This is a genomic window from Streptomyces sp. NBC_01803, assembly GCF_035917415.1.
Classification (GTDB): Bacteria; Actinomycetota; Actinomycetes; order Streptomycetales; family Streptomycetaceae; genus Streptomyces.
The window spans coordinates 1,475,127-1,490,911 of sequence record NZ_CP109073.1; the positions used below are offsets into that span (position 1 = coordinate 1,475,127).

Here is a 15,785-nt window from a genome sequence, read left to right on the forward strand (position 1 = left end):
GCGGCCGGGCCCGGCGTCAGCGACGGGCCGGGCGCCCGTCGTGGCGCACGCGGACGAACGGCTCGCGCGGCGGGCGGCCCTCGGTCAGCGGCCCGTACGCGGACGGGCGGCGGAAGGCGTCGCCCCACGTCTCGCGGCGGCGGTACTCCCGCAGGGCTTCGAGATCGAAGACCGCCGGGTAGACACCGGGGTGTTCGCCGGCCTCCACGCACAGGGTGTCGCGGTAGTCGCCGTCCTCGTCGAACGGCATGCCGTCGAAGGCCACCGAGTGACCCCAGCCGGGGCCCGCGTAGTTGGCCATGGCGACGCCGACCGTGTTCTCGTAGGCGCGGGTGCGGAACTGGGCGATCCGGTGCTGTTCGAGGTCGCAGGCGTTCGGGGTGAGGATCAGCTCGGCGCCCGCCAGCATCAGGGCGCGGGCGCTCTCGGGGAACTCCCGGTCGTAGCAGATCATCGCGCCGACCTCGACCTCGCCCACCGCCGTGTCCAGGGTGGCGACCTCGAAGGAGTCGCCCGGCGCGAGCACGGACTCCGACCAGGCGAAGGCGCAGGTGTGCACCTTGGCCTGGGTCAGGACCGGTTCGCCGTGGCGGTCGATGAGGGAGACGGTGTTGCGCGGCGGCCCGTCCTGGCCCCCCGGCCCTTCCCGGCGTTCCAGGTAGGTCAGGGCGACAGCCATGTCCAGCTCGGCCGCCAGCTCGCGGAAGTGGGTGACGAACGGCGAGTCCCGGTCCACGGGTTCGCCGTGCCACGCCGCGCGGGGGCCGGGGACCTCGACAGGGTCCTCGCCCTCCCACAGGTCCGGGTGCCGGTAGACGTTCTCCTCGGCCATCTCGGGCGTGGCGGCCGAGGCGTAGCCGTTGCTCCACATCTCGGGGAAGAGGGCGATGTCGGCGCCCAGCGCCTTGGCCCGGCGGCAGGCGGCCTCGCCCGCGTCGCGGTTGGCGGAGAGGTCATGGCCCGGACGGTCGAGCTGGAGCAGCGCGACGGTCAGGAACAGGCTCATGGGATGACTCCTTCGTGGCTGGCTTGCGGTGAATCGCGGGCACGAAGGAGCTTGCGGCGGTCCCCTGGTCCGGGGCGGTCGTCAAAGCACGCGACAACGCTACCCGATCCGGGTTCCGGGACGGCCCGCGCGGCCGACTACGACGCGGGGAGGCGGCAGTGCCGGTGCGCGGACCGTCCGGAGGAGCCGGGACCTCTGCCCTGCACAGCGGAGGTACCGGCTCCTGTCGGGAGTCTGCCGGAACATCGCCCGGAATCCAGCACCACACGGACAATTTCAGTCGCGTTGCGTATCCTCTCAGCTACCAACCGGTGAAGATTCAAGTTCGTGGCAGCGGCTGCCACCTGGCGGATTCAGCTCCGCACTGCCGCGTACCGGACGAATCGCCGCACCCGCAACACGGCTGGAAATCATGGGCTTTTGACCGCATCGGCAGCGGATGGGCTGGTCAGAGACATATGCCAGGGCCGTCCACGGCCACTCGGCGGCGTGTCGGCGCCCGGAAGGACGCTATCAATCAGCCAGTTTTCGTGGGCTACTTCACACGGATGTCATCGTCCTCACCCCGGCGCCACCGCCAACGCGGCGGCAACCGCGGCGATATGGCCGGGACCAACCCGGCAGCACCCGCCGATCAGCCGGGCGCCCGCCGCGCGCCAGGCGACCGCCGCCCCGGGGTCGTACGTCACCGGCCCGCGCCAGCGGCGGGCCACCGGATCCCATGCCTCGCCGCTGTTCGGGTAGGCCACCACGGGCTTGCCGGTCACCTCCGCCGCCAGCGCCACGGCGTCCGCGACGTCACCGGGGTCACAGCAGTTGACCCCCACCGCGACCACCCCCGGCTCGTCCGCCGCCAGCGCGAAGGCGTCGGCCAGCGGCTGCCCGGCCCGGGTGCGGTCGCCCGCGATCGTGTACGACAGCCAGACCGGAATCCCGCAGTCCCCGACCGCGCGCAGCAGCGCCTCCGCCTCGGTCACATCGGGCACCGTCTCCAGGGCCAGCACATCGGGCCCGGCCGCCGCCAGCGCCGCCACCCGCGGCCGGTGGAACCGGGCAAGCTCGCCGACGCTCAGCCCGTACCGTCCCCGGTACTCGCTGCCGTCGGCGAGCACCGCGCCGTAGGGACCGACCGAGGCGGCGACCCACTCCGCCCCGGCCCGCCGGGCCAGCCGCACGCTGTCCCCGAACAGCCGGGCCGCCGCCGCCCGGCCGATGCCCCGGCGGGCGAAGCCCTCGAACGACGCCTGGTAGCTGGCGGTGATCACCACCCGGGCGCCCGCCCGCACATAGGCGGCATGGGCCGCCGTGAGCTGCTCCGGCTCCTCGGTCAGCAGCCGGGCCGTCCACAGCTCGTCCGACAGGGCGCGGCCCTGGGCCCGGAGCTGGTTGGACAGGCCGCCGTCGAGGACCAGGGTGGCGCGGTCCAGGGGTGGCGCGGTCACCGGCGTTCCCCGCTCACCGCACCCGGGGCAGGACCCGGTCGGCGATCAGCTCCAGGTGGTCGAGGTCGTCCAGGTCCAGGATCTGGAGGTAGATCCGGGAGGAGCCGGTCGCGGCATAGCGGCCGATCTTCTCCACGACCTCCTCGGGCGTCCCGGCCAGGCCGTTGGCCTTCAGCTCCTCGACCTCACGGCCGATGGCCGCCGCCCGGCGGGCCACCTCGGCGTCGTCCCGGCCGACGCAGGCGACCAGCGCGTTGGAGTAGACCAGGTCGTCCGGCTTGCGGCCGGCCTCCTCGGCGGCCCGGCGCACCCGGCCGAACTGGTCGGCGCTGTCCTCGGCCGAGGCGAACGGGACGTTGAACTCGTCGGCGTACCGGGCCGCCAGGCGCGGGGTGCGCTCCTTGCCCATGCCGCCGAGCAGCACCGGCACCCGCCGCTGCGCGGGCTTGGGCAGCGCGGGCGAGTCGGTGAGCCGGTAGTGGACGCCTTCGTGGGAGAACGTCTCCCCGGCCGGCGTCTCCCACAACCCGGTGACGATGGCGAGTTGCTCCTCCAGCCGGGAGAACTTCTCCTTCGGGAACGGGATCCCGTACGCCGTGTGCTCCGCCGCGTACCACCCGGCGCCCAGGCCGAGTTCGACCCGGCCGCCGGACATCGCGTCCACCTGCGCGACCTGGATGGCGAGCACGCCCGGCAGCCGGAAGGTGCCGGCCGTCATCAGGGTGCCGAGCCGGATACGGCTGGTCTCCCGGGCGAGCCCGGCAAGGGTGATCCAGGCGTCCGTGGGGCCGGGCAGCCCGTCGACCCCGCCCATCTTGAGGTAGTGGTCGGACCGGAAGAAGGCGTCGAATCCCAGCTCCTCGGTCGCCCTGGCGACGGAGAGGAGGGTGTCGTAGCTCGCGCCCTGCTGCGGTTCGGTGAAGATGCGAAGATCCATGACGCCCATTCTCCGCCCCCCGCCGACGGCCCGCGGATCGGCGGCCCGCGGATCAGCGGCCCGCGGGCCGGGCCGGGGTGAGCGGGGCCGTCTCGACCGGGGAGATGCCGGGCGCGGGACGAGCCCGGCGCCGGGCCAACAGCGCGATCCGGCCGGGGGCCAGGGCCGCCGTGATCCGGGCCACGGCTTCGCCGAGAAGGCCGACGACCCCGTCGGCGAAGCCGGATGGGGCGGGCGTATCGCCCCATCAGCGTGCACGGCACGGCACTTCCGCCTCGCCCCAACGAACGGCCACCGGAAGCACGCCGATTCCTCAGATCGAATACCTCTCCTCACTGCGCACGCGCAAGTGACTGTTCTCGCGGCTGTTGAGATCCTGGAGTATCGCCTGGGCCTGCGTCTCCTCGGCCCGCGCCGACTCCTCGCGGCCGAGCCCGCGCAACGCCGCCGCCAGCCAGGTGCGCTGCTGCGCCACCACGAACGGGTCGAACGGCTGCTCTTCGGCGTGGCTCAGCGCCCGGCCGGCCCAGCGCGCCGCCTCTTCGAACTCGCCGACCTCCAAGTGGTACTCGGCCAGCACCCCGGCGGCGATCGTCCGCTCGTACGGCAGCGGCGCGGTCTCATAGTTCCGGCTCAGCAGGTCGTGCGCCGTCGCGTGGTGGCCGAGGTACAGGTGGCACCGGGCGAGGTTGTTGATGATCTGTGGGCGGAACTCGTCGACGCCCGCCGCCCGCACCTCGGCCAGCGTCCGTTCGGCCACGTCGACCGCCTCGGCCAGCCGGCCCGAAGACCCCAGGCACGGTACGAGATTGAGCGTCATGGCGAGGGCCTCCGTCCGCTCGCCGACGGACCGGCAGAGCGCGATGCCCCGGTGCAGCAGCTCGACTCCCCTGATGCCGCCGCCCTGCTGGCCCGCCGCCTTGCCCAACTGCCCGTACGCCACGGCCCGCGCGAAACGGTCACCGCGCCGCTCCCCGACCTCCAGCGTGATCTCGCACAGCCGCCGCTGGGCCCGCCAGCTCAGCCGCGTCCCGAAGTAACTCTCCAGCGCCCGCACGCTCTCCAGCGCGAACGCCGACAGCGGCTGCCCGGCCAGCTCGTCCCCCGTGTCGTACTCGGGCGCGGCGAGCTGGTGCGCCAGCGCGATCACGTCCTCCAGCACCTCGTCCGCCCAGGGCAGCGACTCGTCCACCGACGTGAACAGCCGTCCCCCCGGAAAGCGGTCGGCCCCCGCCCGGTACCGCCCGCGGTAGTGCTCCGGCAGCGCCAGCGGCCCGTTCACCCGGTACAGCGAGCCGAGATACCAGCGGGCCAGCTCCGCCAGCCGCCGCGTCGCCCGCTCCGGGGGCAGCCGTGTCGCCTGCCACGCCGCCGCCGACCGCACCAGATCATGCAGCGTGTACACGTCCGGCCGGGGACTACCCGCTATCTGCGCGTCCGTCAGCCGGTCCAGGGCCCGCCGCGCCTCGCCGGCCCCGCAGCCGACGAGCGCGGCCACCGACCCCGGGCTGAACGACCGCACCGCCGCCGCGCCCAGCAGCGGGAACATCCCGGCCGCGAGCTGATGATCCGGCTCGGCGCCCGCCGCGAGCTGGTCGATGCTCACCATCAGACTGGCCCGCACGTCCAGGTCGTCCGCTGTCAGCTCGTCCGTCCGCCGCCGCTCGTCCGCCAGCACCGCCGTCCAGTCCGCCACCCGCCGGCACGGCCGGGCGGCCATCCGGGCGGCGACGATCCGCAACGCCAACGGCAGCCGTCCGCACAGCGTCACCAGCTCCTCCCACTCGCGCCGCGTCCCGCGCCCGGCCGCCCCGCCCGCGATCGCCTGCACGAAGGTCACGGCCTCCGCGACGGTCAGCGCCGTCAGATGGAGATGGTGCCCGCGCCCGAGCCCGGTGAGCGCGGTCCGGCTCGTGACCAGGGCCGCCGAGCCCGGCTCGGTGGGCAGCAGCGGCGCCACCTGCGCGGCGTCGAGCGCGTTGTCGAGCAGCAACAGCACCCGTCTCCCCCGCAGCCGCTCCTGATAGAACGCCGCGGCGGCGGCCGGGTCCTGCGGCAGCTCCTTGCCCGGCGTACCCAGCGTGGCGAGCAGCAGCAGCCGCGCCTCGGGCACGTCGCGGGGCGGATTGCGCGGGTCGGCGCCGCGCAGGTCGACATAGACGAGCCCGTCGGGGAACCGGTCGGCGACCTCGTGGGCGGCCCGCACCGCGAGCGTCGACTTGCCGACCCCGCCCGGCCCGTCGATCAGGCAGACGGCGGGCGCGGCGACCGCGTTGGTCAGCCGACCCCTGATCCGGCCCAGCTCCAGCCCGCGCGCGACGAACGTGGCGGTGCCCGGCGGGAACGCCGCGGACGGCGCGGCGTTCCCGCCGGGCACCGCGCGCCGGGCCAAGGTCGCGCGGCGCACGGCCGGCGCCGCCGGCCGGGGACCGGCGCGCAGCACCGCCCGTTCCAGGCCGCGCAGCTCGGCGCTCGGCCCAGCACCGGAATCGGCGAACCGCTCGCACGCGCGCCGGACGGTCGCCAGCGCCTCGGCGGTCCGGCCGCAGCGGTGGAGGGCGATCACCGTCTGCCGGGCGAGGCGCTCGCGCAGCGGGTGGGCGCGGCTCTCCGCCGTCAGCTCGCCCATCACCGCGTCGTGTTCGCCCAGCGCCAGCCGCAGCTCGAAGCGTTCCTCGACGGCGATCAGCCGCAGCTCCGCGAGCCGGGGCTGTTCCAGGACACGCAGCGGGCAGTCGTCCAGATCGGCCAGCGGCGCTCCCCGCCACAGCCCCAGCGCCTCGTCCAGCAGGGCCACCGCCCGGGCCGGGGCCCGCGCGGACAGCTCGCGGGACAGCCGCAGCGCGTCCTGGAACCGCCCGAGATCGGTCTCCTCCCGGTCGGCCCGCAGCAGATACCCGCCGGGCACGTCGCGGACCCGCGCGCCGGGAACCACGGCGCCCAGCCGGGCGACGCCGCCACGCAGCGCCGCCCCGGCACCACCGGGCGGCTCGCCGACCCAGACCTGCGCGGCCAGCTCGGCGGCGGGCACGACCTGCCCGGCCCGCAGCGCGAGCGCGGACAGCACCGCACGCGGCACGGAAGCCGTGACGGGCAGCGGCGTGCCGTCGTCCGCGAGCACCTGAAGTGGACCGAGGAGCCGGATGTCCAAGGGAAACTCCCAACCGACACAACGCCGACACACGCCGAGCCCGCGATCCTCGCACGGGGACCGGCGCGGCTCCAACCACCTTTCCCGGCTGGGTCACCGCCACACCGCCCGTCCGGGCCGCCCACCCTACCGATGGTCCATCACAACGGGGTTACCGCGCGGTGGCCCGCCGCACCGGCTGCAGGATCGCCACGCACTCCAGGTGCCGCGTCATGGGGAAGAGATCGAACGCCCGCAGGAAGTGCGGCACATACCCCACCGCCCGGAAGTGCGCCAGGTCGCGGGCCAGGGCCGCCGGGTCGCAGGCGACGTACGCGATCCGGCGCGCGTTCAGCCCGGCCAGCCGCCGCACGACCTCCTCGCCCGCGCCCGCCCGGGGCGGGTCGAGGACCACGAGGTCGGCCTCGGTGATACCCGTCCTCGGCAGCACCCGGGCCACCGTGCCGTGCTCGACGCGGACCCGGGGGAAGTCCGCGAGGTTGTGGCGGGCGTCCTCGACGGCCCGCTTGGACGCCTCGATGCCGAGCACCGCGCCGCGCTCCCCCAGCCGGTCGGCGAGCGCCCCGGCGAACAGGCCCGCCCCGCAGTACAGATCGAGCGCCATCTCACCCTTGCGCGGCGTCAGCCCCCGCATCACCGCGTCCACCAGCACGCCCGCCGCCTCGCGGTGGCCCTGCCAGAACCCGCCGCCGCTCACCCGCCAGGTGCGGCCGTCAGCCCGCTCCCGGACGAACGCCCGGCCGTGCACCCGGTGCACCGAGTGCTCGCCGCCACGTCCGCGCTCCTCCTCGGCCCGCATCAGGGAGACCGGCCGGTCCAGCTCCACCAGCGGCAGCCGGGCGCCGGGGCGCGGGGTGAGGATCGCCATCCGGTCGCTGGAGCCGGTGGCGGCGATCGCCTCCACCGTCGCCATCCCGGGCCAGCGGCGATGCTCGACGCCCAGCTCGGTGACGCCCTCGGCGGCGATCAGGCAGCGGTCGACGGGCTCCACCTCGTGCGAACGGTGGCGCCGCAGCCCGGCCCGGCCCTCGTCGTCCACCGCGTACTGCACGCGCGTGCGCCAGGCGGGCACCTCGCCGGGCGCCACCTTGTCACCGGGCGCGGGCTCCACCGTGCCGTCCCAGCCGGCCTCCTCGGGGGTGAGCCCGGCCAGCGCGCGGAGCTGCTCGGCCAGCACCTCGCCCTTCAGCCGCCGCTGCGCCCCCGGCTTCACGTGCTGCCAGTCACAGCCGCCGCACTTCCCCGGCCCGGAGAACGGGCACGGCGCCGGGACACGGTCCTTCGACGCGGTCAGCACCTCCACGGCGTCGGCCCGCAGGAAACGGGACTCCTCGTGGCCCTCGGTGACGCGGGCGACGATCCGCTCGCCGGGCAGCGTGTGGCGGACGAACAGCACCCGCCCCTCGGCGGTGCGGGCGACACAGTGCCCGCCATGCGCCACCGGGCCGACCTCGACCTCGTACTCCCGGCCCACCAGAGAAGCGGCGGCCGTGGACGAGGAGTGTGCGGTGGGCATGACGAAGGACTCCAAGGGGGTCGGAAGGCGGGGAGACGGTCCAGTCTACGGCCGCCGGTCCCGGTGCCCCGCCCCGCGCCGGACGGCCCCGGGGGCGTTCAGCGGGTGTCGCCGCCTGGCCCGTTCGCGGGCGGCCTCGGCGGAGTCGAGCTGCCAGGGCACCGAGGTCACGGTGACGCCCGGGGTGAGCAGCAGCCGGGCCTTGAGCCGCAGAGCGCTCTGGTTGTGCAGGATCGCCTCGTACCAGTGGCCGACCACGTACTCCGGGATGATCACGCTCACCACATCGTGCGGATGGGCCTTGCGGAGCTTCTTCACGAAGCGGATGAACGGCTGCGTGATCTCCCGGTACGGGGCGTCGAGCACCTTCAGCGGCACGTCGAGGTGGCGGTGCCGCCACTCGGCCTTGAGCGCCGCCGCCTCCTCGGGGTCCACGGCGATGGTGACCGCCACCAGACTGTCGGAGCGCAGCAGCTTGGCGTACGACAGGGCGCGCAGCGTCGGCTTGTGGATCTTCGAGACCAGCACGACGGCGTGCACCTGTGAGGGCCGCACGTCGAGCTCCTCCTCCGGCACGTCCAGAGCCAGCTCCGCGGCCACCCGGTCGTAGTGGCTCCTGATCCCCGTCATCACCGCGTAGAAGCACGCCATGCCGACGATCGACACCCAGGCGCCGTGGCTGAACTTGGTGATCAGCACGATCACCAGGACGACGACGCACAGCACCGCGCCGAACCCGTTGAGGGCGCGGGCCCGGTGCATGCGGCGGCGCGCGGCGCGGTCGCGCTCCTGGCCGAGCAGGCGGTTCCAGTGCCGGACCATGCCGCTCTGGCTGAAGGTGAAGGAGACGAAGACGCCGACGATGTAGAGCTGGATCAGCCGGTTGACGTCGGCGTTGAAGGCGACGACGAGCAGCGCGGCGAGGCCGGTCAGGAAGACGATGCCGTTGCTGAACCCGAGCCGGTCGCCCCGGGTGTGGAGCTGCCGAGGCAGATAGCGGTCCTGGGCGAGGATCGAGCCGAGCACCGGGAAGCCGTTGTAGGCGGTGTTGGCGGCCAGGAAGAGGATGAGGGCGGTCGCCGTGGTGAGGAAGACGAACGCGGCCGAGCCGGAGCCGAACACCGCCGCCCCGACCTGGGCGATCACCGGGTCCTGGTGATAGCCGGAGCCCGCCGGATCGCCACCGATCAGCAGATCGTGGGCCGGGTCCTCGGCCAGACGCACGTCGGTGCTCAGGGCGAGCGCCATCACCCCGAGGAACATGGTGGCCGCGATCCCGCCCATCAGGGCCAGCGTCCCGGCGGCGTTGCGCCCCTTGGGCTCGCGAAACGCGGGCACCCCGTTGCTGATGGCCTCCACCCCGGTGAGCGCGGCGCAGCCGGAGGAGAACGCGCGCAGCAGCAGGAAGGCCATGGCGAAGCCGGCCAGGTCGGTCTGCTCGGGCACGATGTCGTAGTCGGCGGTCGGCGCGCGCATGGTGTCGTCGAGGACCAGCGCCCGGAAACCGCCCCAGGCCACCGTCCCGAGCACGCCCACGACGAACGCGTAGGTGGGGATGGCGAAGAGCGTGCCGGACTCCTTGACGCCGCGCAGGTTCATCAGCATCAGCACGGCGATGATGGCGAGCGCGCACAGCACCTCGTTGCGCTCCACGAAGTGCGCCGCGGAGCCGAGGTTGTCCACTCCGGCGGAGACCGAGACGGCGACCGTCAGCACGTAGTCCACCAGCAGCGCGCTGCCGACGGTGAGTCCGGAGCGGCGGCCGAAGTTACTGGAGACGACCTCGTAGGCGCCGCCGCCGTTGGGATAGGCGTGGACGGTCTGCCGGTAGGAGGCGACCACGGTGAGCATCAGCACCACGACGGCCGCCGTGATCCACACGCTGTTGTGGTAGGCCGACACCCCCGCGATGGACAGGATGAGCAGCACCTCACCGGGCGCGTAGGCCACCGAGGACAGCGGGTCGGAGGCGAACACCGGCAGCGCGACGCGCTTGCGCAGCAGCGTCTCCCCCAACGCGTCACTGCGCAACGCGCGGCCGAGCAGCAGGCGTTTGGTGCCATCCATGGGCACACCGTATAGCGTGGTCGCGCGGAGGAGATCTATGCACATCGTGATCATGGGCTGCGGCCGGGTCGGCGCGACCCTGGCGCAGAACCTGGAGGCCCGCGGCCACTCGGTCGCGGTCATCGACCAGGACCCCACGGCCTTTCGCCGTCTCGGCTCGCGGTTCGGCGGCCGTCGGGTGACCGGGCTCGGCTTCGACCGGGACACGCTCACCGAGGCCGGCCTCGCGGACGCGGGCGCCTTCGCGGCGGTGAGCAGCGGGGACAACTCCAACATCATCGCGGCCCGGGTGGCCCGCGAGGTGTTCGGCGTGGAGAACGTCACCGCCCGCATCTACGACTCCCGCCGCGCCGAGGTCTACGAGCGCTTCGGCATCCCCACGGTCGCCACCGTCCGCTGGACCGCCGACCAGATGCTGCGCCGCCTGCTCCCGGCGGGCGCCGAGCCGCTGTGGCGCGACCCGAGCGGCGGGCTGCAGCTCTCCGAGGTGCACGTCACGCAGGCGTGGGTGGGCCACCGGGTGAGCGCGTTCCAGGAGCGCACGGGCGTGCGGGTGGCGTTCCTGACCCGCATGGGCGCGCCGACGCTGCCGGACGCGCGGACGGTGCTACAGGAGGGTGACCTGGTGCACGTGATGATGTACAGCGACCGGGTCGCCGAGGTGGAGACCGTGTGCCTGCTGGGACCGGAGGACCCCGCATGAGGGTCGTGGTCGCGGGAGCCGGCGCGGTGGGGCGCTCGATCGCGGCGGAGCTGCTGGAGAACGGCCACGAGGTGCTGCTGATCGACAAGTCGCCCCAGGCGGTCTCGGTCGCGCGGGTCCCGCAGGCGGAATGGCTGCTGGCCGACGCCTGCGAGATCACGACGCTGGACGAGGCCGCGCTGGAACGCTGCCAGGTGGTGATCGCGGCGAGCGGCGACGACAAGGTGAACCTGGTGGTGTCCCTGCTGGCGAAGACCGAGTACGGCGTGCCGCGCGTGGTGGCGCGGGTGAACAACCCGAAGAACGAGTGGCTGTTCAACGACGCCTGGGGCGTGGACGTCGCGGTCTCCACCCCGCGCCTGATGTCGGCGCTGGTGGAGGAGGCGGTGAGCGTGGGCGACCTGGTCCGCCTGCTCCGCTTCAGCCAGGGCGAGGCGAACCTGGTCGAGCTGACCCTCCCCGAGGGCGCCACCCTGGTCGGCACCCGCGTCGGTGAGGTGGCCTGGCCCCAGGACACGGCCCTGGTGACGATCATCAGAGGCGCCCGAGTCCTGATCCCCGACCCCGACGACGCCCTGGCGGCGGGCGACGAACTCCTCTTCGTGGCCGCCCCGGCCCGCGAGGCACAGCTCGAAGAGCTCCTCTCCCCCCGCCCCCCGAAGCCCTGAGGGGCCTCCCGAGTCGGCGAGTGGGGAACCCTCGCGACCACACGACGCGGAAAGGCCCGGATGACCGGGCCACCCGAAAACCCACAGCCGGCCCGGACCCGGGCGGGCGGGCCGACCGCGGGCCGGCCCGGCCGCGGGCGTCAGCGTGCCGTGGGGCGTTCTCCGTCGCCGGCCAGGGGTGGGCGGGTGGGCGAGAACCCCGCGGCCTTCGCCCCGTCGGCCGCCTCCGCCTCAGCGGCCTCCCTGGCCTCCCACTCGGCGATCACGTCGATCGGCGCCGGCGCCTTCACCAGGATGATCCATGTGAAGTAGACGGCTACCAGGAACGGCGGAATCCCCAGCGCCACCCGCAGCCACCCGAGCTGCGTGGCGTCGCCCCAGAAGTAGATGGGAAAGGTGATCGCCGACTTCGCCAGCAGGATCCCGCCCCACACGTAGCTGGCCTTGACATACGCCCGCTTGCGCCCCGGGTTCCGCGTCCGCCAGGACAGGTTCTCCCGGAAGACCGGCCCCAGGATCAGGCCGAGCAGCGGCACCCCGGCCAGCGACGTCACCACGTAGGCCACGCCCAGCACCAGCGTGTACAGCATGCCGGGCAGATAGAAGTTCTTCGCGTCTCCCGACATCATCGCGAAGGCCGCCCCGAACGCGACCCCGAAGACACCGCCGAGGGCGTGCTTGAGGGTGTCCCGCCGGGCCAGCCGGGCCACGGCCAGCACGGCGGAGATGCTGAGCGCGGCGATGGCGGAGACGTTGATGTTCCGGTTGATCGTGTAGCTGAGCACGAAGACGAGCCCGGGCACCGTGGTCTCCACCATGCCCCGCACGCCGCCGAAGGCTTCGAAGAAAGCCGCCCGCGTCGCGGCCTCGTCCGCGACCTGCTCCGCGATCTGTCTGTCGGGACTCTGGGGACTCTGGGACCTCTCGGATGGGGTCACCCGGCTACTCCTGTCCACGGGGTTGCAGTCGGTATCGGGGATTGAACAGCACCGGCCGGCCGTGTGTCATCGCGATACGCCCGGAGGCGACCAGCGCGCGGCCCGGCTCTATGCCGGCGATCGAGCGCCTGCCCAGCCAGACCACGTCGAGCGAGGCCGAGCCGTCGTCCAGCTCGGCCTGGAGGGCGGGCATCCCCGCCACGGTCCGCTCGGTGACCGAGCGCAGCGTACCCGTCACACGCACCACGGGCCGCCCCCCGGGCCGCTCGCCGCAGTCGCCGATACGGGTGCAGCCGGCGTCCGCCGGCTCCGCCGCGACGGCCAGGTCCCCGCCGTCGTCCGGCCCGGAACGTCCCAGCAGCCGCCACAGCCGGCCGCCTCGCCGCCCGGTCCCCGAGCCGCCATCCGCACTCATGCCATCAGCGTAACGGTCGGCGCTCGAAGCGGTAGCCCATCCAGCGTCCGGTGATCAGGTGGCGTGGCGCGGCCCGCGCACCCCGTCCCGCCGGACGGGACGGGTTCCCCCGCAACCGTGTCCCGCGCGCGGACAGGAACGATACGGTGACTGTCAGTCTCCGGACCGTCGCACAGATGGGGTGATCCCGATCGCCGCAGAGTCCCCGCTGGCCGCTTGGCTGCACCGGCTCGACGCCGGGCGGCTGCGCGACCTGCTCGCCGCCCGCCCGGACGTCGCCCGCCACCCCGGCCCGCACAATCTGGGAGAGCTCGCCGGCCGGCTCTCGGAGCAGAAGTCGGTGGCGCGGGCCATGGCCCGGCTCCCGCTGCGCTGCTTCCAGGCCGCCGAGGCGCTCGCCGCGCTCACCGCCCTCGCGCCGCCGGACGAGGGCGTGCCCCGGGACCGCCTCACCACCCTGCTGGGCGACCCCGGCCCAGGTGTGGAGGCGGCGCTGACCGAGCTGACCCAGTACGCGCTGACCTGGCCGGACGAGGACGGGCTGCTGCGCATGGCCGATCCGTTGCGCGAGACGTGGCCGACGCCGCTCGGCCTGGGGCGAGGGCTGCGGCATCTGATGGGCGAGAAGAGCACCGAGGACCTGCACGCGGTGCTGTCGGTCGTGGGCGTCACCCCGCCGGCCGCCAGGCACCAGCGGCTGACCGCGCTGCTCGACCACCACAGTGACCCCGACCGGGTGGCCGCGCTCGCCGCGGCGGCGCCCCGGGAGACGCGGGAGTTGCTGGCGAAGCACAGCCGGGCCGTCTCCGAGGAGCGGGAGTCGGGGTCCGCCCCGGCCCTGCGGTGGGCGCTCGACCGCGGCCTGCTGGTCCGCGCCCGCTACGGATACGGGCCGGCCCGGATGCCCGCCGAGGTGGCGCTCGCGCTGCGCGGCAAGGACTGGCGCGCGCCGTTCGCCCCGACCCCGCCCGTACCGGCCCTCACGCCGGTCAGTGAGGAGGCCGTCGCCGGGGAGGCCGCGGCGGCGGCCTACGCCTTCGCCGGGCAGGCCGCGTCCGTTCTCGCCGCGTGCGCGGCCGAGCCGCCGGCCCGGCTGAAGACGGGCGGCGTCGGCACCCGCGAGCTGGCCCGGCTGAGCGCCACCGCGCAGTGCGGGGAGACCGAGGTGCGGCTGGTGCTGGAGACCGCCGTGGCGGCCGGACTGCTGGCCCGCGACGGCGACCGTTTCCCGGTCACCGACGCCTATGACCAGTGGGTGGAGCGGGACCCGGCGTTCCGGGTGGCCGCCTTGCTGCGTGCCTGGTGGTCGATCGCGGGCTCCCCCACCCGGTCCCGGGACGCGGAGGGCCGGGTGCTGCCCGCCCTGGTGGACGGGGTTCCGCCGCGCAACGACCGGCTGGCCGCCCGTCGCGCGCTGCTCGGCGCCGCCGCCCGCCTGCCCGCGGGCCGGGGCGCGCGGGACGTCCTGGCGTTCGGCGCCGCCGTCGCCTGGCACCGCCCGATGGCCAGGCGGCTGGACGACGACTCCCCGCCCTTCGCCACACTGCTGCGCGAGGCGACGATGTTCGGCGTGCTGGCCCGGGGGACGCTCTCGCCGCTCGGCGCGGCCCTGCGTTCCGGCGACGAAGAGCGCCTGGCGGAGACGGCCCGCCGGCTGCTGCCCGCCGCCACCGAACGGGCGCGGATCGGCGGCGACCTGACCGCCGTCGTCACCGGGGCGCCCTCCGCCCGGCTGGAGCGCCTCCTCGACGCCGTCGCGGACCGGGAGGCGCGCGGCACGGCCTCGGTGTGGCGGTTCACGCCCGCCAGCGTCCGCCGCGCCCTGGACGTGGGCGGGACGGCGGAGTCGATCGAGACCGACCTGACCGCCGTCACCGACGGCCCGTTGCCGCAGCCGCTCGTCTACCTGATCACCGACGCCGCCCGCCGCCACGGCCGCCTCCAAGTGGTGGCCGCCGCCTGCGTGATCCACGCGGACGAGCCGGCGCTGATCACCGAGATCCTCTACCACCGCAGGCTGGCCGGCCTTGGCCTGCGCCTGCTCGCGCCCACGGTCCTGGTCAGCCGCACCCCGGTGAACGACACCCTGTCCGCCCTGCGGGACCAGGGCTACGCTCCCGTCTCCGAGACGGCCGACGGCACGGTCCGCGTCGAACGCCCGGAGCGCGCCCGCGCCAAGCCGGTCCCGGCTCAGCGGCGCTACGGCGTCCCCCGCGTGGACCCGGGCGATCTGGACCTCCTGGCCGTCCGGCTGGCGGCCGTCCGCACCGAGACGGAGCGCGTCATCTCCGATCTGGCCACGGACCTGCCGCGCTCCGAGATCCGGCTGCTGGCCCACGCGATCGACAACGACCGCCCGGTGACCATCGAGTGCGAGGACGAGAGCGAGCTGCTGACGATCCACGACATCTCTCTGGAGGCACCCGGGATCTACGCCCGCTGCGAGGGGGACAACGCCCGCCGCCGCTTCCTCATCTCCCGCCTCGTCGGCGTCCTCACCCCCCGGTAGGACCCGCCGACAGCACCCCCCGGTAGCACCCGCCGACAGCACCCGGCCGGGCGCTTCCGCGGTGAGGCGCCGGGCGCGCGGCCCACTACGGCGGTGGCGGCGTCAGGCGGTCCCGGCCCTCGCGCTGGGCGCGCCTGCGGCGCAGGACGACGACCAGGTCGATCGCGGCCAGCAGGGTCAGCACGGCACACCCGAGGGTCAGCCGGCCCAGCTCGGCGGGACTGGGCTGGTCACCGGAGTCGCTCGCGGCCCACCACACGGCGAACGCGGTGGTGACGGCGGCGAAGAACGGCACGAAGATCCCGGACAGCAGCAGCCGCAGGCGCAGCGCGCTGTAGGCGGTGACCGGCTCGGTGCCGGTCCGCGGACGGCGTCCTCGGGTCATGGCGGCCTCCTCGGGGCCTCCCGGGTACCCGTCGGACAGACCGATGAC

The 15,785-nt window shown here is 74.4% G+C and carries 13 protein-coding genes; 3 read left to right on the forward strand and 10 right to left on the reverse strand.

What is annotated here, in order from left to right; translation table 11 throughout:
* Positions 1-16: 16 nt before the first annotated feature.
* The 7 genes from OIE51_RS06170 to OIE51_RS06200 all read right to left on the reverse strand — a co-directional run bounded on the left by OIE51_RS06170 (position 17) and on the right by OIE51_RS06200 (position 10,119).
* Positions 17-1,006 (reverse strand): carbon-nitrogen hydrolase family protein, encoded by a 990-nt coding sequence (locus OIE51_RS06170; protein WP_326596115.1) that lies wholly within the window; start codon positions 1,004-1,006, stop codon positions 17-19.
* Between the two features lie 560 nt (positions 1,007-1,566).
* Positions 1,567-2,448 (reverse strand): homocysteine S-methyltransferase, encoded by an 882-nt coding sequence (gene mmuM / locus OIE51_RS06175; RefSeq protein WP_326596116.1) that lies wholly within the window; start codon positions 2,446-2,448, stop codon positions 1,567-1,569.
* 13 nt (positions 2,449-2,461) lie between these two features.
* Complete coding sequence (locus OIE51_RS06180; RefSeq protein ID WP_326596118.1) at positions 2,462-3,385, reverse strand: LLM class F420-dependent oxidoreductase; 924 nt, start codon at positions 3,383-3,385, stop codon at positions 2,462-2,464.
* 52 nt (positions 3,386-3,437) lie between these two features.
* Entirely contained in the window at positions 3,438-3,569 is a 132-nt protein-coding gene (locus tag OIE51_RS06185) for a hypothetical protein (RefSeq protein ID WP_326596119.1), read from the reverse strand.
* 129 nt (positions 3,570-3,698) lie between these two features.
* Entirely contained in the window at positions 3,699-6,536 is a 2,838-nt protein-coding gene (locus tag OIE51_RS06190) for an AfsR/SARP family transcriptional regulator (protein ID WP_326596120.1), read from the reverse strand.
* 151 nt (positions 6,537-6,687) lie between these two features.
* On the reverse strand, positions 6,688-8,052 hold the full coding sequence (locus OIE51_RS06195; protein ID WP_326596121.1) for a class I SAM-dependent RNA methyltransferase: 1,365 nt from the start codon (positions 8,050-8,052) through the stop codon (positions 6,688-6,690).
* Positions 8,053-8,097: 45 nt separating this feature from the next.
* The gene (locus OIE51_RS06200) at positions 8,098-10,119 is read right to left on the reverse strand and encodes an APC family permease (protein ID WP_326596122.1); all 2,022 of its coding nucleotides are present in this window, start codon (positions 10,117-10,119) and stop codon (positions 8,098-8,100) included.
* A gap of 37 nt (positions 10,120-10,156) precedes the next feature.
* Between OIE51_RS06200 and OIE51_RS06205 the strand changes: the two genes are divergently transcribed.
* Together OIE51_RS06205 and OIE51_RS06210 are read left to right on the forward strand one after the other, a co-directional pair.
* Positions 10,157-10,822 carry a potassium channel family protein gene (locus OIE51_RS06205; RefSeq protein ID WP_326596123.1) on the forward strand — a complete coding sequence of 222 codons (666 nt, stop codon included), beginning with the start codon at positions 10,157-10,159 and terminating at the stop codon, positions 10,820-10,822.
* The gene (locus tag OIE51_RS06210; RefSeq protein WP_326596125.1) at positions 10,819-11,490 is read left to right on the forward strand and encodes a potassium channel family protein; all 672 of its coding nucleotides are present in this window, start codon (positions 10,819-10,821) and stop codon (positions 11,488-11,490) included. Before OIE51_RS06205 ends, OIE51_RS06210 begins: the two co-directional genes overlap by 4 nt.
* A gap of 140 nt (positions 11,491-11,630) precedes the next feature.
* On the opposite strand, the gene OIE51_RS06215 is transcribed toward OIE51_RS06210, so the two are convergent.
* Together OIE51_RS06215 and OIE51_RS06220 are read right to left on the reverse strand one after the other, a co-directional pair.
* Entirely contained in the window at positions 11,631-12,428 is a 798-nt protein-coding gene (locus tag OIE51_RS06215) for a DUF3159 domain-containing protein (protein WP_442811871.1), read from the reverse strand.
* 4 nt (positions 12,429-12,432) lie between these two features.
* On the reverse strand, positions 12,433-12,843 hold the full coding sequence (locus OIE51_RS06220) for an OB-fold nucleic acid binding domain-containing protein (protein ID WP_326596126.1): 411 nt from the start codon (positions 12,841-12,843) through the stop codon (positions 12,433-12,435).
* 181 nt (positions 12,844-13,024) lie between these two features.
* Between OIE51_RS06220 and OIE51_RS06225 the strand changes: the two genes are divergently transcribed.
* On the forward strand, positions 13,025-15,352 hold the full coding sequence (locus OIE51_RS06225; protein ID WP_326596128.1) for a helicase-associated domain-containing protein: 2,328 nt from the start codon (positions 13,025-13,027) through the stop codon (positions 15,350-15,352).
* 85 nt (positions 15,353-15,437) lie between these two features.
* On the opposite strand, the gene OIE51_RS06230 is transcribed toward OIE51_RS06225, so the two are convergent.
* Positions 15,438-15,737 (reverse strand): DUF6343 family protein, encoded by a 300-nt coding sequence (locus OIE51_RS06230; protein ID WP_326596129.1) that lies wholly within the window; start codon positions 15,735-15,737, stop codon positions 15,438-15,440.
* Between the last annotated feature and the right edge of the window lie 48 nt (positions 15,738-15,785).